This window comes from Mediterraneibacter faecis (assembly GCF_055383675.1).
In genome coordinates this window covers 1-20,645 of record NZ_AP043803.1, presented here as the reverse complement: position 1 = coordinate 20,645, position 20,645 = coordinate 1, and the positions used below count along the sequence as shown (strand labels likewise).

20 protein-coding genes and 1 pseudogene are annotated in these 20,645 nt (G+C 43.0%); 14 read left to right on the top strand and 7 right to left on the bottom strand.

Features of this window, described 5'->3' with window-relative positions:
• Nucleotides 1-116: 116 nt before the first annotated feature.
• Entirely contained in the window at nt 117-989 is an 873-nt protein-coding gene (locus ACZ47Z_RS00105; protein WP_020437183.1) for a YitT family protein, read from the bottom strand.
• 282 nt (nt 990-1,271) lie between these two features.
• On the opposite strand from ACZ47Z_RS00105, the gene ACZ47Z_RS00100 reads away from it, so the two are divergent.
• From ACZ47Z_RS00100 to ACZ47Z_RS00075, 6 genes and pseudogenes are all read left to right on the top strand, one after another.
• On the top strand, nt 1,272-2,339 hold the full coding sequence (locus ACZ47Z_RS00100; RefSeq protein ID WP_464525733.1) for a LacI family DNA-binding transcriptional regulator: 1,068 nt from the start codon (nt 1,272-1,274) through the stop codon (nt 2,337-2,339).
• On the top strand, nt 2,323-3,009 hold the full coding sequence (locus ACZ47Z_RS00095; protein ID WP_054754427.1) for a helix-turn-helix domain-containing protein: 687 nt from the start codon (nt 2,323-2,325) through the stop codon (nt 3,007-3,009). The genes ACZ47Z_RS00100 and ACZ47Z_RS00095 overlap by 17 nt, the downstream gene beginning before the upstream one ends.
• Nucleotides 3,009-3,902, top strand: a complete 894-nt coding sequence (locus tag ACZ47Z_RS00090) for an IS3 family transposase (protein WP_464526057.1) — start codon at nt 3,009-3,011, stop codon at nt 3,900-3,902. Before ACZ47Z_RS00095 ends, ACZ47Z_RS00090 begins: the two co-directional genes overlap by 1 nt.
• A 296-nt stretch (nt 3,903-4,198) precedes the next feature.
• A complete protein-coding gene (locus ACZ47Z_RS00085) occupies nt 4,199-5,887 on the top strand; it encodes a glycoside hydrolase family 13 protein (RefSeq protein WP_464525732.1) in 1,689 nt (562 codons plus the stop codon).
• Entirely contained in the window at nt 5,884-7,875 is a 1,992-nt protein-coding gene (locus ACZ47Z_RS00080; protein WP_464525731.1) for a glycoside hydrolase family 31 protein, read from the top strand. The genes ACZ47Z_RS00085 and ACZ47Z_RS00080 overlap by 4 nt, the downstream gene beginning before the upstream one ends.
• 116 nt (nt 7,876-7,991) lie before the next feature.
• Nucleotides 7,992-8,108: pseudogene (locus ACZ47Z_RS00075) on the top strand (helix-turn-helix transcriptional regulator); the annotation flags it as partial.
• A 234-nt stretch (nt 8,109-8,342) separates the two neighbouring features.
• On the opposite strand, the gene ACZ47Z_RS00070 reads toward ACZ47Z_RS00075, so the two are convergent.
• The 6 genes from ACZ47Z_RS00070 to ACZ47Z_RS00045 form a co-directional block, all read right to left on the bottom strand.
• On the bottom strand, nt 8,343-8,942 hold the full coding sequence (locus tag ACZ47Z_RS00070) for a response regulator transcription factor (protein WP_009243057.1): 600 nt from the start codon (nt 8,940-8,942) through the stop codon (nt 8,343-8,345).
• Nucleotides 8,923-10,227 carry a sensor histidine kinase gene (locus tag ACZ47Z_RS00065; protein ID WP_464525730.1) on the bottom strand — a complete coding sequence of 435 codons (1,305 nt, stop codon included), beginning with the start codon at nt 10,225-10,227 and terminating at the stop codon, nt 8,923-8,925. The genes ACZ47Z_RS00070 and ACZ47Z_RS00065 overlap by 20 nt, the downstream gene beginning before the upstream one ends.
• Nucleotides 10,228-10,259: 32 nt before the next feature.
• Entirely contained in the window at nt 10,260-10,907 is a 648-nt protein-coding gene (locus ACZ47Z_RS00060) for a hypothetical protein (protein WP_118344071.1), read from the bottom strand.
• Nucleotides 10,898-11,602, bottom strand: a complete 705-nt coding sequence (locus tag ACZ47Z_RS00055; protein ID WP_054754390.1) for a hypothetical protein — start codon at nt 11,600-11,602, stop codon at nt 10,898-10,900. Before ACZ47Z_RS00055 ends, ACZ47Z_RS00060 begins: the two co-directional genes overlap by 10 nt.
• Entirely contained in the window at nt 11,595-12,296 is a 702-nt protein-coding gene (locus ACZ47Z_RS00050) for an ABC transporter ATP-binding protein (protein WP_118316602.1), read from the bottom strand. The genes ACZ47Z_RS00055 and ACZ47Z_RS00050 overlap by 8 nt, the downstream gene beginning before the upstream one ends.
• A 121-nt stretch (nt 12,297-12,417) precedes the next feature.
• On the bottom strand, nt 12,418-13,458 hold the full coding sequence (locus ACZ47Z_RS00045) for a DUF6076 domain-containing protein (protein ID WP_390428932.1): 1,041 nt from the start codon (nt 13,456-13,458) through the stop codon (nt 12,418-12,420).
• Between the two features lie 302 nt (nt 13,459-13,760).
• Here ACZ47Z_RS00045 and ACZ47Z_RS00040 point away from each other — a divergent pair, with 302 nt between their 5' ends.
• From ACZ47Z_RS00040 to ACZ47Z_RS00005, 8 genes are all read left to right on the top strand, one after another.
• Complete coding sequence (locus ACZ47Z_RS00040; protein WP_005362423.1) at nt 13,761-13,985, top strand: helix-turn-helix domain-containing protein; 225 nt, start codon at nt 13,761-13,763, stop codon at nt 13,983-13,985.
• Between the two features lie 147 nt (nt 13,986-14,132).
• Complete coding sequence (locus tag ACZ47Z_RS00035; protein WP_004614949.1) at nt 14,133-14,336, top strand: hypothetical protein; 204 nt, start codon at nt 14,133-14,135, stop codon at nt 14,334-14,336.
• Nucleotides 14,337-14,622: 286 nt separating this feature from the next.
• Nucleotides 14,623-14,940, top strand: coding sequence for a DUF3847 domain-containing protein (locus tag ACZ47Z_RS00030; protein WP_008816380.1), 318 nt, complete (start codon nt 14,623-14,625; stop codon nt 14,938-14,940).
• 2 nt (nt 14,941-14,942) lie between these two features.
• Nucleotides 14,943-16,415 carry a MobQ family relaxase gene (mobQ, locus tag ACZ47Z_RS00025; protein WP_390575790.1) on the top strand — a complete coding sequence of 491 codons (1,473 nt, stop codon included), beginning with the start codon at nt 14,943-14,945 and terminating at the stop codon, nt 16,413-16,415.
• A gap of 47 nt (nt 16,416-16,462) precedes the next feature.
• Nucleotides 16,463-17,203, top strand: coding sequence for a CHC2 zinc finger domain-containing protein (locus ACZ47Z_RS00020; RefSeq protein ID WP_014079457.1), 741 nt, complete (start codon nt 16,463-16,465; stop codon nt 17,201-17,203).
• On the top strand, nt 17,088-18,428 hold the full coding sequence (locus ACZ47Z_RS00015) for a virulence-associated E family protein (RefSeq protein WP_069955626.1): 1,341 nt from the start codon (nt 17,088-17,090) through the stop codon (nt 18,426-18,428). The genes ACZ47Z_RS00020 and ACZ47Z_RS00015 overlap by 116 nt, the downstream gene beginning before the upstream one ends.
• 270 nt (nt 18,429-18,698) lie before the next feature.
• On the top strand, nt 18,699-18,884 hold the full coding sequence (locus ACZ47Z_RS00010; protein ID WP_015540918.1) for a hypothetical protein: 186 nt from the start codon (nt 18,699-18,701) through the stop codon (nt 18,882-18,884).
• A gap of 107 nt (nt 18,885-18,991) precedes the next feature.
• On the top strand, nt 18,992-20,614 hold the full coding sequence (locus tag ACZ47Z_RS00005) for a recombinase family protein (protein WP_464525729.1): 1,623 nt from the start codon (nt 18,992-18,994) through the stop codon (nt 20,612-20,614).
• The last annotated feature ends 31 nt before the right edge of the window (nt 20,615-20,645 follow it).

Genomic DNA, 20,645 nt, shown 5'->3' with positions numbered 1-20,645 from the left:
AAATGGAAGACAAAATAAAAAGAGTCACAGTTATTCCCTGATGGAACAGGCTGCGACTCTTTTCTGTTCAGATATTCAAGCAGCTGCGTAAAGTGTTTTGTAGAGCTTCTTCCCGCCTAAAAGGATCTTACCTTTGGACGGTATCTCATATCAGATACTGTATACACTGTCACGAATGCTTCCGGATCCTTCTTGATAATATAATTCATCAGTTTCTGATATTCACTCTTGTCCACAATTGTAATAATTTCTCTGTGTTTCTGCATATTGTATGCGCCTGTCGCCTCGTAGAATGTTGCTCCGCTATGCAGTTCATGTAAAATAAACTGACGGACTTCTTCTTCGTATTTTGTAATAATACATACACGTCTTTTCAGATTCTGGCCAAAGATAAAATGATCCAGCACAATACCATTAAAATAAGTTCCAAGCACACTTAAAACTACAGCTTTTTTGTCATAGATCAGAGCGGAAGAAAGTGCCACACACATGCCCGAGATGGACATTGCTTTTCCCAATTCTATGTGCAGATATTTATTCATGATCTTCGCTACGATATCCAGTCCGCCAGAAGATGCATTCATGTTAAATAAAATACTGAGGCCGATACTTACGACCAGGATATAGCATATTACATCCAGTTCACTGCTGTTTGTCAGCGAGGTAAAATCCGGAAATATGTGTTCAAATACTGCAAGATACACCGGCAGCAGGATGCTGGTGTAAACCGTCTTTGCTCCGAATTCCTTTCCGCATGTCACAAAGCCTATCAGCAGTAGGACAACGTTCAATATCATTGTGATCGTTGATACATGCAACGGTATATAATGCGACATAACAATTGCCAGTGCGGATATACTGCTGATCGAGGTCATACTCGGAATCAAAAAGAAATATACGGCCGCGGCGATAATGCCCACTGCTATCGTCATGATGGCTGTTTCTTTCAAATTGTCTGATGTGAAAATCTGTTTCTCTTGTTTGTTCATTTATCATTCCCCATTTTTAGATACTTAGTATTCAGAAAAATCAGATACCAGTATTTATATTATATCTCTAATATATTCATGGAGACAATGGTTAATTTTATCAGTCGCAATTACAGCGGTCTTGCAGTTTGAAATTGCAAACCTTTATGTGACAAACATAACTGCCTATGATATTATAAATTTGATATAAGCGAAAATGACTTTTGTAGAAACGAAAGTATCTGAGTACAAATAAGCAGGAAAAAGTATTGTAAGGAAATAAGAATACAGGAGGAAGGTTTTATGATTCGGCTTCAGGATATTGCAGATATGGCAGGCGTTAGCCGCACCACGGTATCCAATGTTATAAATGGCAATACGAAAAGAGTTTCCCAGAAAACGATCGATAAAATCACGGCTATTCTTAAAGAACAGAACTATGTTCCGAATATGGGGTCCATGATGCTTTCCGGACGTGGTTCCAGAATCATAGGTGTAGTACTCGGATTTACTTACGCTCATGGTATGCAGTCACTTCAGGATCCATTCGTGGGAGAACTGATCGGAACGATTCAGATGGAAATGGAAGAAAACGGATATTATGTTATGCTTATCGGTGGTGAAAGTATTCAGAATGTAGTGGATATTGCTTCAAAATGGAATGTAGAGGGATTGATTATCCTTGGATACAATGAAGAGCAGTATCATAACCTTTCACACAGATTAAATAAGAAAATGATTCTGATCGATGCTTATCCGAAGGGTGCTTATACATTCCAGAATGTTGGCATAGATGATTATTCAGGCGGGTATCAGATCGGAGAATACCTGTATTCCTGTGGATATAAGAAAGCATTGTTTGTTGCAGAAACAGAGCAGGACAGCGATTACTATCGGTGGATGGGATTCAAACAGGCGATGGAAAAACAAGGGGGATTCTGCAGTCGTTCCAGATATATAGTTATCCCGGGTAAAAGAAATCTTCGTCTCAGGAAATATAGAGAACTTCTTCCACGCTTTCTTGAAGCAAAAGCGCTGGCCTTTTCTTCAGATTATAATGCGATAGAAGCAATAAATTTCTTTTTTGACGAAGGAATCATGGTTCCGGAGCAGATTTCTGTTACAGGATATGATGACAGTGTTTACGCGAGCATGATTCGACCGAAACTGACAACAGTTCATCAGGATATTCCACAAAAAGCACATGTGGCGTTGGAACGTCTGATGAAATTGATTCAGGGAGAGACGCTGAACGAATTAAATATAAAAAACCCAGTCTATCTGGTAAAGAGGGATGATATGCTACCCTCATATAGGACAATGAAATATAAAAGTCCTATATGGGGGTATTTTCATGTTCAGAAAGAGTAAGATAGAACCAGTAGAAAAAGTAAAAATAGTCGAACGCTACCTTGCAGGAGAAATTAGCATACGGCAAGCAGGAAAAGAATTGGGAGTTGATCATCATAGTATTCGAAATTGGATTTCTATTTATCAGTATGATGGACCAACTGGATTACTCAATCAACCGAAAAACAAATCTTATTCAAAAGATTTAAAAATATCTGCTATAAATGATTATCTTAACGGAGAAGGATCTCTTCAGGATATTTGCACAAAATACGGAATTCGTTCACACAAACAGCTTTCCGATTGGATTAAGGTGTATAATTCTGGTGGAATATTAAAAACATCCACTGGAGGTGCTTACATGAAAAAAGCAAAGAACACTACACTTGATGAGAGATTAAAAATAGTAACAGATTGTCTTGCAAATGATAAGAATTATGGTGCAATGGCACTCAAATATGATTGTTCCTATCAACAAGTACGCAATTGGGTAATACGATACGAAAAGATGGGTCAAGCGGGTCTGGAAGACAGACGTGGACGTCGTATAGCTTCTCTTCCAAGCAGAACACCTGAAGAAGAGCTACGTGACAAGATAGCTGAACTGGAAAGAAGAAATCTAGACTTACAAATGGAGAATGATCTGTTAAAAAAAGTCAGAGAACTGGAAAGGAGGGGTCGCTATCTTTAATCCATCGGTTAGCCGAATATGAAGCCATCCAAAAACTATCGTCTACTAAGCATTATCCCATAGATAGACTTTGTAAATATCTTAATGTTACACGTTCTGCGTATTACCGCTGGGTAAAATATCCGAAAAGTAATAATGAACTTCGAAACGAAAGACTATCCACTGAAATCCAAAGGATTCATAACCAGCATCCAGATATGGGATACCGAAGGATTCGTGATGAATTAGATGGACATAAAGGAATTCATGTGAATGATAAACGAGTACTTCGTATTTGTAGGAAATACGATATAAAATCAAATATTAAATGGAAACCTAAGAGTTGTACCAGAGGAGACAGAAATCCTGATCACATAGCAAAAAACTATTTACACCGTGAATTTCACGCCGAAAAACCGAATGAAAAGTGGCTTACAGATGTTTCTGAATTTAAATACTACAACGGAATAGAAGTTCATAAAGTTTATCTGAGTGCTATTTTAGATTTATATGATAGAAGGATTGTTTCCTTTAAAATCAGCGATCATAATGATAATCCATTAGTTATGGACACGTTTGATGAGGCTGTCCGTCAGGAGCCAGATGCACACCCATTAGTTCATTCTGATCGAGGCTTTCAATATACAAGCGCACAGTTTTATACTAGATTAAAAAAACATCATATGAAGCAGAGTATGTCTAGAGTTGCCCACTGTATTGACAATGGACCAATGGAAGGGTTTTGGGGAATTCTAAAACGAGAAATGTATTATAAACAGCGTTTTAATGGCAGAAGCTCTTTGATTACTGCGATAGCTAATTACATAGATTACTACAACAACCAACGACTTCAAAGGAAACTGCATGTAATGACACCAATGAAATATCATGAGCAATATACAAAAGCAGCATAAAATATCGCCAGCCATAGCATGGCTGACGATACAAAAATTTATTATTTTTTATTGTCCTCTTGACGGGGAGCATACCAGGATTCTGTCAAAGAATGACAGGATCCTTTTTTTGCATATATAGGCGAGCAGGTGCAATGACCTGTTTTTCTTTGTATAAACTGTATAAAAGCAGGAAATAAACTTTGTTACCTTTTGTAGTTTCGCGAGAAACCTCTTGATATTGCAAGGCTGAGGTGAGTATAATGAATGGTGTGGTTGCAGGAGCGGTCAAATAATTAGAAATGAGGAGACTTGGCATGGAGAAAAAATGGTGGAAAGAAAGTGTAGTATATCAGATATATCCTAAGAGTTTTAAAGACAGTAACGGTGATGGTGTGGGAGATATCAGAGGAATCATACAGAAACTCGATTACCTTAAAGAACTTGGGGTAAATGTGTTATGGATTTCTCCGATGCTGGAATCACCTCAGGACGATAATGGTTATGATATTTCCGATTACCGTAGAATTTATGAAGAATATGGAACTATGGAGGATTATGAGGAATTGTTGTGTGAAGCACACAAAAGATCCATCAGAATTCTGATGGATCTTGTAGTCAATCATACATCGGATGAACATAACTGGTTTATTGAAAGCCGCAAGTCAAAAGATAATCCATATCGTGATTATTATATCTGGAAAGACCCGGTAAACGGAAAAGAACCTAATAACTGGGGCGGAGCATTCGGCGGTTCTGCATGGGAATATGATCCGCAGACACAGATGTATTACCTGCATCTGTTTTCAAAAAAACAGCCGGATCTCAATTGGGAAAATGAAAAAGTACGCCAGGAAGTTTACGATATGATGAAATTCTGGTGTGAAAAAGGAATTGATGGTTTCCGTATGGATGTTATCAGTATGATTTCCAAAGATCAGAGATTTCCGGATGGAGAAATGAATAACGGACTTTATGGCGATTTTGGACCATATAGCGTACATGGTCCAAGAGTCCATGAATTTCTTCAGGAAATGAATCATGAAGTCCTTTCAAAATATGATATCATGACAGTTGGTGAAACAGCTGGAGTTACAATTGAAGAAGCACAGAAATATGCGGGTGAAGACAGAAATGAACTGAACATGGTATTCCAATTTGAGCATGTGGAGAGTGGATGCGGAGATTATGGAAAGTGGACAACTCAAAAATATGATTTTAAAGAGTTTAAAAACATCATGATCAAATGGCAGGAGAAACTCCAGGGTAAAGCATGGAACAGTTTGTTTTTAGGTAATCATGATCAACCGAGAAGCGTCAGCCGTTTTGGAAATGACAATCCGGTATACAGAGAAACATCTGCAAAAATGCTGGCTACCTGTATTCACATGATGCAGGGAACGCCATATGTATACCAGGGGGAAGAGCTTGGTATGACAAATGCTTATTTTGACAAATTGGAAGATTACCGTGATATTGAAAGTATCAATTATTTTGAAGAATTTACTGAATCAGGTCTTATGACTCCGGAACACATGATGAAATGTCTGATGCTGAGAAGCCGTGACAATGCGAGAACGCCGATGCAGTGGGATGACAGCAAACAGGCTGGATTCACAGATGGTGAGCCGTGGATTAAAGTAAACCAAAACTACAAAAAGATTAATGCAGCACAGCAGCTTGAAGATCCGGATTCTATTTTCCATTACTATCAGAAACTGATCAGCTTGCGCAAGGAGAAAGAAATTATTGTTTATGGCGAATTTGAACCACTTTATCGTGAAGACGAACAGATTTTTGCTTACACAAGAAAAGGGGATCAGGAAAAGCTTCTGACTGTCTGCAACTTCAGTGACAAGAATGCAGAAGTAGAAGTGCCGGAAGAATTCAAAGGCGCAGAGTGTCTGATCACAAACCTTGGAAGAAAAGAATTCGACGGAAAAATTATTCTGAACCCATATGAAGCATTCGTATTATATTATAAACATCAGGTGGCAGAGAAATGATTAGAAAATATAGATATGGAACTCCGTTTAATACGGAGGCACTGACTGAAAAAATTGAAACAACTGAGGGCGTTCTCCCATATGGAGAGGTCAGCCAGGAGGAAGGATTTGTTTTTACTTATATCATGGATGAAGATGACATTGTCTATGGTCTGGGTGAAGCCAATCGTGGAATCAACAAGAGAGGGTATTGTTATATCAGTAATTGCACAGATGATCCGGTACACACAGAGGACAAGCGTTCTTTATACGGAGCCCACAACTTTATTATTGTGAGTGGAAAGACTACGTTTGGATTGTTTTTTGACTATCCGTCGAAACTGACCTTTGATATCGGATATGACAGAGAGGATACACTCAGGGTATCCTGCGAAAATGCCGATCTGGATATCTATGTGCTTGAAGGTGAGAATGCTTATGATATCGTAAAACAGTTCCGCCACGTAATCGGACGCAGCTATATCCCGCCGAAGTTTGCTTTTGGTTTCGGACAGAGCCGCTGGGGGTATACGACGAAAGAAGATTTCCGTACTGTTGCAAAAGGATATCGGGAGAATCATATCCCAATCGACATGATTTACATGGATATTGATTACATGCAGTCATTCAAAGATTTCACAGTGAATGAAGAAAATTTCCCGGATTTTCCAGAATTTGTGCAGGAAATGGATGACCAGGATATTCGCCTGATTCCGATCATTGATGCCGGTGTGAAGGTTGAGCCGGGATATGAGATTTACGAGGAAGGTGTCAAAAACAACTATTTCTGTAAGAGAGAAGACGGAAGTGATTTTGTTGCAGCTGTATGGCCGGGAGATACCCATTTCCCGGATATGCTGAATCCGGAAGCCAGAAAATGGTTCGGGGACAAGTATCGTTTTCTGATCGAACAGGGAATAGAAGGTTTCTGGAATGATATGAATGAGCCTGCAATCTTTTATTCTTCCGAAGGCCTTGCAGAGGCAAGAGAACTTGCCGGAGCGTTTGCAAAGGATACCGAAGGCAAGACCCATCCCTGGGAAATGCAGGACAAGATGCTCAGTATTGCAAATAATCCGGAAGATTACAAAAGATTTTATCACAATGTCGATGGCAAAAAGATCCGTCATGACAAAGTACATAATCTTTTTGGCTACAATATGACAAGAGCAGCAGGAGAAGCTTTTGAACGCATTGACCCGGAAAAACGTTTTCTGATGTTTTCTAGATCTTCTTATATCGGAATGCACCGTTATGGCGGAATCTGGACAGGTGATAATAAATCCTGGTGGTCGCATATCCTTCTTAACCTGAAGATGCTGCCGTCTCTGAATATGTGCGGTTTCCTGTATACAGGTGCTGACCTTGGAGGATTTGGCAGTGATACGACAAGAGAACTGTTGCTTCGCTTTCTTGCACTTGGTGTATTCACACCACTGATGCGTAATCATTCAGCAACGGGAACAAGAGAGCAGGAATGTTATCAATTTGAAAAAATCGAGGATTTCCGCGCTATCATTAATACAAGATATCGTCTTGTGCCGTATCTGTACAGTGAGTACATGAAAGCTGTGCTGAATGATGACATGTATTTCAAACCACTTGGGTTTGTTTATCCGGATGACAAGAGAGCAATCAGGATAGAGGATCAGCTGATGCTTGGAAACGAGATCATGATCGCTCCGGTCTACGAGCAGAACGCAAGAGGCCGTTATGTTTATCTGCCGGAAGAAATGAAATTTATCAAGTTCCTGCCGGACGGAAGCATTTCTGAAGAGGTTCTCGCAAAAGGTATTCATTATGTAGATGTGGCACTAAATGAAGTACCGCTCTTCATTCGAAGTGGTAAATGCATCCCGGTTGCAGAAGCAGCAGAGTGTGTGAAAGATATTGATACCGAACATCTGCAACTTATCGGATATAAAAACAGCAGTTATACGATGTATGAGGATGATGGAATCCACAAGGATTACGATAAGGAAGAGAATTATCGGGTATTCACAAATTAACTTTTAAGTGTAAAGAAAAAATAGCCAATGTTAATTTCCATTGCTTGTATCGGAAACAGCATATTCGTATAATTTATAATGTACATGTACATATCGAATAGAAGGGATATGAAATTATGATTAATGAGAATATAAAGCATTTCCGAAAAACAAGAGGAATGAGCCAGGAAGAAATGGCAGTAAAGTTAAATGTTGTTCGGCAGACAGTTTCAAAATGGGAAAAGGGAGTTTCCCATAGTTAAAGATACCACACCCAATATCACAAACTCACGCTTAAACAATATTCCTTAGTCAACCACATACAATAACAAATACAAAAAAGCTGGAAGCAGACTTAATTTTGCTCCCGGCTTTTCTTTATTGTTTTGATGAAGTCGTTCAATGATACTTGTTTTTGCTATCTGCTTACATAATGTGCATACTTGTCACTTGTGTTCTGATATATCTGTCCCTCTTATTGCCTAAACTCATATTAAGGGTGTGATATATCCAAGTGCAATAGCCTTGTTATAGGCTTCGATAGCATTTTTAGCCCCCAGCTTATCATAGATGCTTTGGATATGGTTGTAAAGTGTCCGTTCACTGATATACAGTTCTTGCGCTATTTCATGCTTCGTTTTCCCTGTTCCAATCGCCTTAATAATTTCCGCTTCACGATCTGTCAGGGGATCTAATAAAGGGGGCGTAGTGGACTTGTGACCTTTACTAATAGCTGTGAGTTTTTTTACCAACTCGTCAGCAGAGGCAGACTTATCAATATAACTTACGGCGCCTTTTTTAAGTGCCTCCTGTCTATAAACTGGCATATCATAAGAGGATAGCATAACCACCTTTATTTTTGGCTTTTTACTATATATCGTTTCTATCAGATCAATGCCAGAACTTTTTGACTGCTCTCTTAGGTTGACATCAAGTAATACAATGTCCCATTCGTCTACGGAAAGAATATTCCAAAACTCTGTTTCATTACTTACATAGCGACAGATAGAGATTTCATCCCAATCTTCCAGAAGTTTGCTTAAACTCTCTCCAAATATCCTGTGGTCATCAAATAGTAATATCTTCATTTTTTCTCCCCAAAACTGCCGTTGCAGTTAAAATACCATCTTTTTCTAAATACTGAATGTTACCGCCATTCCCATTTATCAACACCGTTAAGAACAGCATACCACCTTTAGAAGAAAGAATGTTTTCAATGTCATTCGATTTCGCGCCGTCATTTTGACAGGTAATTACGAGTTTACTTTCTTCATTTAACGCGATTTCCAAATGGATAAAAGAAGCGGCAGCGTGTTTATAAACATTGTTGACAAGCTCTTTGATTATCTGCATAGTCTGTTCCAAACTGTTATCTTTTTTCAAAGCAATCCTTGCTTCGCTGTCAATGGTAAAATCTATAAATATATTTTTCTTTGGGTACAGCTTCTTAATGGCGTCAAGCATATATTCAATATGTTCCCATGAAGCATACCCCGAAAAGATATTAGACGAATAGAAATTCATCATATTTCTTATTCGCAGTTCCAAATCAGATAATATCCTTTTTGTTTCATCAATAGCTGGTGAGCGAAGCGACAGAAGATTTTTGGCACCTCCAATATCTTGAAGCACATCGTTGTGAAGTAGCATTGAAAAATCTTCCCTCTCACTTGCAATATAGTTCGTTAATTCATAATACTTTGTCAGCTCGTTGTAACGAGCTTCCATGTCGCCAAGATGAATGACAGCAAAGGCCTCAAATAAAAGCATTATAAGCTGAAAAAACACATTGACTTGCAGGGTGGACAAATCAAAGCAATAAAGTACGACTGTAAACAAGGGAATCATAAGAGCGAGGACATATCTTGCTTTCCTCTGGGCAATCGGAAGAATATTAACCTGTTTCAAATTTATATATCTATAATCAAGGAAAATTCCCATGAACATTCCAACTAACATGGTTATAGCAGGGAGAATTCGGAAATTGAAAAACGACAGTATGATAGACGCAATTCCAAACAGCAAGCGAACCATTTTTCCCCGGCTTGCGTCAGTTCTTACCAGCATTATTCCGATAATCAATGCAAAAACCAGAAATGCACCCGTGTATAAGGTGGAAAATCCATCATACATCAGCGCCGCAATAAAGGAAACAGAAAGCAGGTTCCAGCCACATTCAGATATTGTTGCCTTTCGCCGTGATGTCATTACATGAAGATAGAGCAGATTGAAATAACAAAGCAAGACGGCAATCGACAATAAGTTGATGGCTCCGTCATTCGCAATTCCTTTATGTGTTCTATCCAATATAACCCATAAAGTCACAATACCCGCATGAAGAAACAGATACGGATAGAAGCGTTTATCCTGCATAGCCCCCCTCCTTTCAGCTAAAATTCATTATGTTAGTAATATGATGATACGATCCGTTCTTTAGTCATCAGACATAAACCACACGCAGTCAAAACTATTATACTCACTGGAGAAAATAGTAGCAACACCCACACATTATTCGTTTTCATAAATATCCCACATTTTAAGACAACCAGCAAAATATGAAGCAGTGTTGCAAAGATAGGAATACTCTTAAACCAGTTCATATTTCTAATCCAGAGAATCAAAACATTTATAAATGCCGAATACAATATGCTAAGGATCAGAAAATAGGTGCTTAATAACAAGATAAGGTTTGGCAGACGAATGGAAATCATCAAAAGTAGAGGAAACAAAAGGATCAGCGTTCCAATCCATAGTGATAGCAGATTCTCCTTAACAATACTTGAGATTTTAATACCATTAGCAAGTTTCCATTCTATTCTCTTTGTGATTTTTTCTTGCTGCAACATATCCTTGCTTATTTCTCCGGCAAAAAAGATAAATAAGCACAGGTATCCATCAAGCATAAAATACTTTATATCAACACCAAATACAATGTTCTCTGAAATATCCCCAAAGTTCATCAGAGAGATCATGCCGAAGATAGCTGCTACCGCACTCATAAATATAAAATTCCAGTTCAATACCCTTTTAAGGTTTAATGTTATCAAACCCATTCGCCATCCCTCCTGATGACTGTTTCGTTGCTCATGTGCCGAGCCTTAAAGAAACTTAATAGTGCAAACATCATGCAAAGTGCAACATCAACCACAATAATCAAATAGTCAATTCCTATATGATGTTGATTCACAAACTCTGTAATCTGTTCTGCCGACATCGCAATCAAATAAACCAGTGCAAAATTACCAAAGAACAGAACATTTTTGAACAGTTTTACTCGTTTCACATCCAGTACAATGATATTCAAAGCGACAATCTCACAAAAACTAAGTACAAGAATACTAAGATAAACGCATACGATCCGCCCAAAGCTCATTGTCCAGTCGGTAAAGTAATAGCAACTCATAAAAACAAAGAACGGGATAATACCAGAAAAGCGGAAAATCTGTATCGAATACTGTTTTATAATCTCTTTTACTGCAATTCCAGAAGCTGCAAAAAATTCAATTCTCCGGCTTAACTTATCCTTTGCTGTCAAATCTACAATCATAGCACCGGATTGCAGGGAGGTAAGACCAAAAATAACCGCATAGAGCATTAGGACTAAATAATCTTCTCCCTTAGACTGCAAGGTGTCCATCTGCATTGCAAAGCTCATAAAAATCGCCAGAATGGCAACAATCGCAGTATCAATTAGGAGGCTTTTACTTCTGGTAAGATAGTAGCCTGCGCCTTTTCCCATATTACTCATGCCGATTGCCCTCCTTAATAAAGATTTCTTCCAATGATTGTCCTTGCATTTCTTGAATACCCTTATCAAACAGCAATCTGCCATTTTTAATCATAGATACATCATCAGCGCACTTTTCAATCTCGCTAAGGTCATGTGAAGTGATAATAACCGTTTTTCCGTCAGCTTTTAGAGCCTCTATCAAACTACGGATTTCTACTCTGGATATGGGGTCTACACCCGATGTTGGTTCATCCATGAGCAGAATATCCCGTCCCATCATAATCACAATCAAAAGGGACAGTTTTCTTTTCATTCCTTTAGAATAAGTGCTAACACGCTTTCCTAAATGCTCGGTCAATCCTAATTGCGTACAATAGCCGTCTGAACGATCATTTATTTCAAATCCAAAGTATTTCCCAAAAATTTTCAAATTTTCAAGACCAGTCTGTTCTTCATACAGATAGTCATTTTCAAGCTGCATTGCATATTTCCCTGCAATGTTGATTGTCCCTGCATTTGGCTGGTATACCCCTGTAATCAAGCGTAGCAGTGTTGTCTTTCCAGAACCGTTCGGGCCAATAATCGCATGGATTGTATTTGCTTTTACATTCAGGCTAAAATTCTCAAACAAAACTCTGCCACCAAAACCTTTTTTTAAGTTCTTTACTTCAATCGCATTTTGAATCTCAGACATATTTTTTGCTCCTTTCATTTGGTGCTCCACCATATAGGTATAGTGTATAAAACGAAGAAGCATTTTGCATGAGTAATTACTGCAATTTCGATACTGCCATCAGGCAAATGTCACAGAAACCTCACAACGAGAAAAAAATTTAGTATTCTGTCAGTTCCACAATTACATTACTTTGCAGATACAGCCAGTCCGTAAATTCTTTCGGGCTGGCCGTTCCTGTTTTTACAGCCTTTTTTCTCTGTAAGGCTTCTTTCTTAAAGTCGGAAAAGGAAGCCTGTATTTTTTCCAGACGGTCAGCCGGAAAGCCTGCGGTATTTTTTACCCGGTTTATTTTGTTGCGCCAGTTCTGGCATTCATTTTTATAAAGCAGGTCATAGTTATTTTCTCTTGACCTCTCGTCAAATTCCCGCTTGTTTTGAAGCGCCTGTGCTTTTCGGCACTTGTCGCTGCACAGCTCATACCGCTGGCTCTTTGCCAGAAAATATTTTCCACAGACCTTGCACCGCCGGAAGCAAAGCCCCCAGTCATTCAGCCTGTTCAGATAATAGGTAATCAACGGGTAGAGGGACGCATAGGCAGACACACATTCTTCTGTGCGCCGGTTGTCCGGGAACCAGAGGTCAAGCCGGGTATCTTCTGACGGTGCGCCTTTGAAATAAAGGCTGCCAGCTTGAAATTGTTTCGGTTTTCCTGTCTCCCTGTCAAAGCTCATGGTTTCGTTTTGGAATACCCCGGTCAGTCTGCTCATTTTATCCATGAAGCGGTCACAGGCAGCGTTACGGTCACGGGGTTCTCTGGCAAGCAGATAGCTGTTCCAGATACGGAACGCCACATACATTTTCAGAGGGTCGTTGCTAAGATATTTCTCCCAAAGAAATTCGCTTGCCGCCTGCTCCAGCTCCGGCTGTTTCCATCGGTTGGAGTGGAGAGCTTGCCGCAGCGGAGAAAGCCCGTATAAGTTCCAGTCTCTGTCCGTGTCACGCTCAAAGTTTATCAAAAAAGTTCCCAGTGGGCGTGTCATATCACAAAGCACCTCTGCGTTTTGGCTCCCGTTCAGACGGAAGCGGATCTGCTGTTCTTCCCCAATCAAAATCCGCTCTTTCATTTTCTTCCTGTCCAGCGTCAGGACAAACAAAATCCTCTCAAAACATGGCTCATGCCGTATAAACTGATTCTCCATCCCTATCCCCTGCCTTTGTTTATGGTAATTATATAATTCAGTTATATCCGTTACACTCATGGTATCGCAGAATCATTGTTTTGTCAAGGATAGTACGCTATGATGATTGCGGTTGGTAATTTCGTACCGCACAGTACCTTGACAAGTGAATGACCGTCCAAAAGGGATATGACCGGCAGGAGAAGTGACGCATTCGGCGCACCAATGCAGGGAAACACCGCAGGAATGGGGCAGGAAAACGGCTTTTGGGGAGAACGGCAACAGGAAGCATTTTAACCTATTTGATTTATGGGAGGAACAGAATGAACGATAAAAAGAGATTGAACAGCTACGAGGATTTACCGCTGGTTCTGGATGTGGCGGACATTCAGCGGATTATGGGAATTTCAAGAGCGAGCGCCTATGAGCTGGTACACACACCCGGCTTTCCAGCGTTCCGCAGGGGCAGACTTATCAAGGTCAGCAAAATTGCTTTCTTTGAATGGATGGCAAAAGGCTCCGAAACCGTACCGGGAAGCGACAAATAAGCGTGAGGTATCATTCCCTGACTTGCAATACTGCCGCACTTTCCAAAGGGGCATACAGAGGGAAAAAAACTTAAAAATGATACCGAGACGCTACATCAAAACAGCCTATCTGCGTACATCAGATAGAAACGGAGAAAGGAGCCGGTTATGGCAAGAATGAGTAACAAGCGGCGGTTGGAATGGTCTTTCTTCTTAAATGACCGCAGCCGTATCACTTACAACGAACTGTGCCGGAAATGCCAGCACGAATGTAAACAGAGCTTCCGGGCGGTTGTGGTTGACTGCCCGAAGTATCTTTCCAAGCGTTCCAAGAAAAAGGACAAGACTGCCGGAAACGGCAAAATCCCTTAGGAACTAAGGGCGCACTTCTATACATAGTCTAAAGACCATGTATCGTGCGTCCTGCGGAGCTTACCTCTGCCGCTGATAAAATCAGCAATCCGAGGTCTGCGTTCGCTTCGCTCCGACAAGGTGGCTACACCCCCTTGCGCCGCTAAAGCGGCTATCCCCTGTGTACCCGCCGCAAAGAGAAATCCGCTCTGCGGTTTTCCCTTTTCATCGGGTTTTATAGAAGCACTGACACACGGACTGTCTGCGGATGGTCTTTCTTTATCTTATCAGCAAAGGATGTGAGAACATGGAAAAATCTTTGGAACAGTTGAAGCAGGAATATGAAAAAACCACTGTCCTGCTGGAACAGGAAAAACGGAAAATGCAGCGTTTGAAAAACCGGCAGGCGTATCTGGAAAGCGGTTCCCGGAAACAGAGGACGCACCGGCTGATTACCCGTGGGGCAGCTATTGAGAGCATTGCACCACAGACAAAGGAGCTATCCGAAGCGGAATTTTATTCCCTCATGGAAAGCATTTTGAATCTGCCGCAGGCGGAGCATTTCATCCGGTCTGCCACAGAGAACCACGCCCGTATTTCCGGGCAGGAGAAAGGCGGTGACTAAGGATAGCACTTTATCATTTTTCAATCGCACAGATCAAGCGCAGCGCCGGTCAGAGCGCCATTGCCAGCACAGCCTATCGAGCCGGGGAGCGTCTTTACAGCAGCTACTATGGAGAAGTCAGCGACTACACCAAAAAGGGCGGCGTGATCGCTTCGGAAATCATGCTGCCGCCCCATGCGCCGGAAATATATCTTGACCGGGCGACCCTCTGGAATGCTGTGGAGAACTGCGAGAAACATCCAAAAGCACAGCTTGCCTATTCCTTTGATATTGCCATGCAGAATGAATTGACGCTGGAAGAAAACATGGAGCTGGCGAGGAAGTTCGTACAGGAGCAGTTTGTGACAAAAGGCATGATTGCCGACCTTGCTTTTCACAGCCCGGAGAAAGAGGACGGCGGCATCCCTAACCCGCATTTTCATGTGATGACAACCATGCGCCCTTTGAACCCGGATGGCACATGGGGACAAAAACAGCGTCGGGAATATCTTCTTGATGAAGATGGAAACCGAATCCGGGATAAAAACGGCGATTATATGTTTAACGCTGTCCATACAACAGACTGGCATGAGCCGGAAACGCTGGAACACTGGCGGGAGCAGTGGGCGGCTGCCGTTAATACAAAATTTGAGGAAAAAGGGCTGGATGTGCGTATCGACCACCGTTCCTATGTGCGGCAGGGGCTTGACCTGATACCTACTGTCCACGAGGGAGCTAATGTCCGGCAGATGGAAGCAAAGGGCATCCGCACCGAGAAAGGGGAACTGAACCGCTGGATTAAAGCCACCAACCGGCTCATGCAGGATGTGAGGAAGAAGATCAAAGCCCTGTTTGTCTGGATGGCAGAGGTAAAAGAAGAACTTTCCAAACCGCAGACACCGAGCCTTGCCGACCTGTTGATCGCTTATTACAACCAGCGCAACGCAGGGGCATGGAGCAATAAAGCCAGAACCGGAAACTTAAAGCAGTTTGCCGAAGCCGTCAATTATCTGACGGAAAACAAGCTGCTCACATTAGAGGATTTGCAGGAGCGTCTTTCCTCTGTCAACGAAGAATTTGAAGCGTTAAGCGACTCCATGAAAAAGAAATCTGCCCGGATAAAGGAATTGCAGGAATTGATACGGGAGGGCGAGAATTACCAGCGGCTAAAACCTGTTCATACGGAATTGAACAATATCAAGTTTAAGAAACAGAGGGAGAAATTTGAAACATCCCACGATGCGGAGTTACGGCTGTTTTATGCCGCCCGCCGTATTTTGAAAGAAAAACTGGACGGAAAACCCATTGCCCTGAAAGCATGGAAACAGGAATACGCACAGTTAAAAACAGAGTATGCCGAACTGTCTCCGCAGCACAAGCCACTCCGGGAGGAAGTCATACGGCTACGGCAGGTGCAGAACGCCGTAGATACCGCACTGCGCCGGAGGGAGCAGCCACAGGCAGTACAGAGAAAGAAACATGAGATGGAGCTATGATATAACCGGCAGCTTTACCGCTACCAGTATTTTTATGGAGGGAGCATTTGAATGTATTTGAAGCGGTGAAACAGTCTGTTACCACCCGGCAGGCTGCTTCATTCTATGGAATCCGGGTGGGGAGAAACGGCATGGTCTGCTGTCCATTCCACAATGACCGCACGCCCAGCATGAAAGTGGACAGCCGCTTTTACTGCTTCGGCTGCGGGGCTTCCGGGGATGTGATCGACTTTGCCGCTTTGCTGCATGGATTGGGGAAACGGGAAGCTGCGGTCAGGCTTGCGGAGGACTTCGGCGTTTCCTATGAGAAATCCGGCAATGCGCCGCCAGATAGGAAGCGTCACAACAGGTCACAGCCCCGACAAAAATCAGCGGAGCAGAGATTTCAGGAAACGGAACGGTATTGTTTCCGGGTGCTATGCGATTATCTGCGCCTGCTGGAGCATTGGAAAACAGCACACGCCCCACAGCCGCAGGATGCCATCTGGCATCCTCTTTTTGTGGAAGCGTTGCAGAGGATAAGCTACACAGAATACCTTTTGGATATTTTGTTATACGGAGAAATAGAAGAAAAAGCGGCATTGATCGCCGCACAGGGAAAGGAGGTGTTGCGGCTTGAACAGCGAATTTCAGAGCTTGCCGCCGGAAACGCAGGAAGCGGTCAAAAGGACGATGGACACAATGGAACCGGCGCAGACACCGGCAGAAATCCGGGAAACATTAGAGGGGACGCAGAAAGGCGGCGTGAAGAACAGCATCCGAAACTGCCTGACGGTGTTCCAGCGTGACCCTCTGTTTCGCGGGGCGCTGCGCCTGAACCTTTTGACGGAGCAGATTGACATTGTGAAGCCGCTGGGCTGGGAGCGCACCAGTACCACGCTGACCGACATGGACATGAACTACCTGCTTTTGTATCTGGAAGAAAATTACGGGCTTACCAGCGAGAAAAAGGTGCAGAGCGCCATCAAGATTGTTGCCAATGAAAACCGCTACCATCCAGTCAGGGATTACCTGAACAGCCTGCAATGGGACGGCACAGAGCGCATCCGTTACGCCCTGCATCACTTTCTGGGAGCCGATACGGACGAATACACCTATGAAGCCTTGAAACTGTTCCTGATGGGAGCCATCCGGCGGGTATTCAGACCGGGGAGCAAGTTTGAGGTCATGCTCTGTCTGGTTGGTGGTCAGGGAGCCGGGAAATCTACCTTTTTCCGGCTGCTGGCAGGCAGGGACGAATGGTTTTCAGACGATTTGAAAAAGCTGGACGATGAAAATGTGTACCGCAAGCTGCAAGGGCATTGGATTATCGAGATGTCGGAGATGATTGCCACAGCCAACGCCAAGAGTATTGAGGAAATCAAGTCATTCTTAAGCCGCCAGAAAGAAACCTACAAAGTGCCGTATGAGACACATCCGGCAGACCGGCTGCGGCAATGTGTATTTGGAGGGACGACCAACCGGCAGGACTTTTTGCCCCGTGACCGCACCGGCAACCGGCGCTTTCTCCCCGTGACGGTGTACCCGGAACGGGCGGAGGTTCACATACTGGACGATGAAGCGGCGGCGAGGGCGTATATCGAACAGATGTGGGCGGAAGCCATGACGGTTTATCGCAGTGGGAAGTATAAGCTGTCATTCAGCATGGAAATGAACCGATACCTGAACGCCCACCAGCAGGACTTTATGCAGGAAGACACACAGGCCGGCATGATCTACGCCTATTTGGAGGACTACACCGGTGACAGGGTATGCTCCAAGCAGCTTTATGAGGAAGCGCTGGGGAACTTAAATTCCCCGGCAGACTGGGAGACACGGGCAATCTGCGAGATTATGAATACCGGCATTGCGGGCGGCATCATACAGGGCTGGGCAGCCTACAAAAGCCCGAAGCGGTATAAGAAATACGGTTCTCAAAAAGGCTGGGAGCGTGTCAACCAAGACCCGCCGGAGGGGGACGGTTTTCAGGAAATCACGGAAGAAGAAGCCCGGCAAATGGAACTGCCATTCTGAAAAGCCGCCGGTTGACAGTTTGGTTGACGCTTTGGTTGACAGCCAGTTGACGGGGAAAAGCCTGATATTTGGGGCATTTCTCTCCTTTGTCAACCATGTCAACCAAGAAATCAAAGAAAAAGTAAAAAGTAATAATAGAGCGCCTATGGATTGTTTTCAAAGTCTTTTCTGCCGGTTGACACGGTTTGGTTGACACGGAGACAGTCTGCGGTTGTACACCTGCCTGACATTCCCTTGTCGGGCATATTTCATTTATGGAGGTAACTGCCTATGGCAAAAAACAAAAACGAGAGCAACAACGAAAACAGCGGCACCCTGCTTACCGAAAAAGACGGCACCCAGTATTTTGTCATGGGGAAAGTCCGTATCAAGGTATCGGAGCATTTCGCACAGGATGGGAAGCCGCTTGACAGCCTACTGGAAGATGTGATCCAGCACGCTGCCGCCGCTTCCTGAAAAAATACGGAATAACGACTGTCAATCAGCCCACGCTTATGATATACTTGTACCAGCGAGTATTGTATAAGCGTGGGTTGTTTCTTTTAGAAGGAGGATTTTTAACCGTGAAACAACCATACAATACAACGATTTATAACACTGCACTATATTTGAGATTGAGCCGTGACGATGAATTACAGGGGGAAAGCGGCAGTATCCAGACCCAGCGCATGATGCTTAGGCAGTATGCCGCAGAGCATGGGCTGACTGTTGTAGACGAGTACATTGACGACGGATGGAGCGGGACAAATTTCGAGCGTCCAAGTTTCCAAAGGATGATTGATGACATCGAGGACGGGAAAATCAACTGCGTTGTCACAAAGGACTTATCCCGTCTGGGAAGAAACTATATCCTGACCGGTCAGTACACGGAAATCTATTTCCCCAGCAAGGGAGTACGCTACATTGCCATCAATGACAATGTGGACACCATCAACGGAGAAAGCGAGCTTGCCCCATTCTTAAACATCCTGAATGAAATGCACGCCCGACAGACCAGCAAAAAGGTCAAGGCTGCCATGCGCACAAGATTTGCCAATTGCGCACACTATGGAGCCTATGCACCGCTGGGGTATGTAAAAGACCCGGACAAAAAAGGTCATCTTCTGATCGACCCGGAAACACGCTGGATTGTAGAGAAGATTTTTGACCTTGCAGTACACGGGAGGGGTGCCGCCAGCATTACACGGATTCTGGTGGAAGAAAAAGTACCTACCCCCGGCTGGCTGAACTATGAAAGATACGGGACTTTCGCTAATATCTACGCCGGTGCGCCCGCAGAAAAAGCCTATGCGTGGACGATTGCACAGGTCAAGAGCATTTTGAAAGAGGAAACCTACATCGGTCACAGCGTTCACAACAAGCAGAGCAACATTTCATTCAAGAACAAGAAAAAGGTGCGGAAGCCGCAGGAAGAATGGTATCGTGTGGAAAATACCCACGAAGCCATCATTTCCGAAGAAGTGTTCCAAAAAGTTCAGGAGCTGATTGCAAGCAGACGCAGGAAACGCAGAAACGGTACGACACAGATTTTCGCAGGATTGATAAAATGTGCAGACTGCGGATGGTCTTTAGCCTATGGGGAAAACAAGCAGAACAAAAACCCATACGGGTACTACCATTGCAGCAAAAACGGACAGGGATTACGCCAGTGTTCCATGCACTATATCCGCTATGATGTACTGTATGCCTATGTACTTGCAAGACTGCAATACTGGTCTATGCTGGCACAGAAAGACGAGGACAAGCTACTGAAACGCCTGCTCAATGCCAGCGACAGGGAAAGAAACTCTGCAAAGAAAAAGCAGGCTGCGGAGCTGAAAAAGGCAGAGAAGCGTAAAGCCGAGGTTGACGGGCTGTTTGCTAAAATGTATGAGGACTGGTCTGCCGGACGCATAACCGAGTATAACTTCAATATGCTGTCCGAGAAGTACCAGAACGAGCAAAAGGAGCTTGAAGCAAAAATAAGACAGCTTCACGAAACGATGGAAGCCGCCGTACAGACCGCAGCGGATGCTGAAAAGTGGATTGCCCTAATGAAACAGTATGTCAACCCTGTGGAGCTGACCGCCGAACTTCTGAACACTCTAATTGAAAAAATAACCGTCCACGAAGCTGCCAAGGGCGAGGACGGAAGCCGTGAACAGGAAGTAGAAATCTACTACCGCTTCATCGGCAAAATCGACTGACCTTTCTTTTTTACCCAACAATATCTTTAAT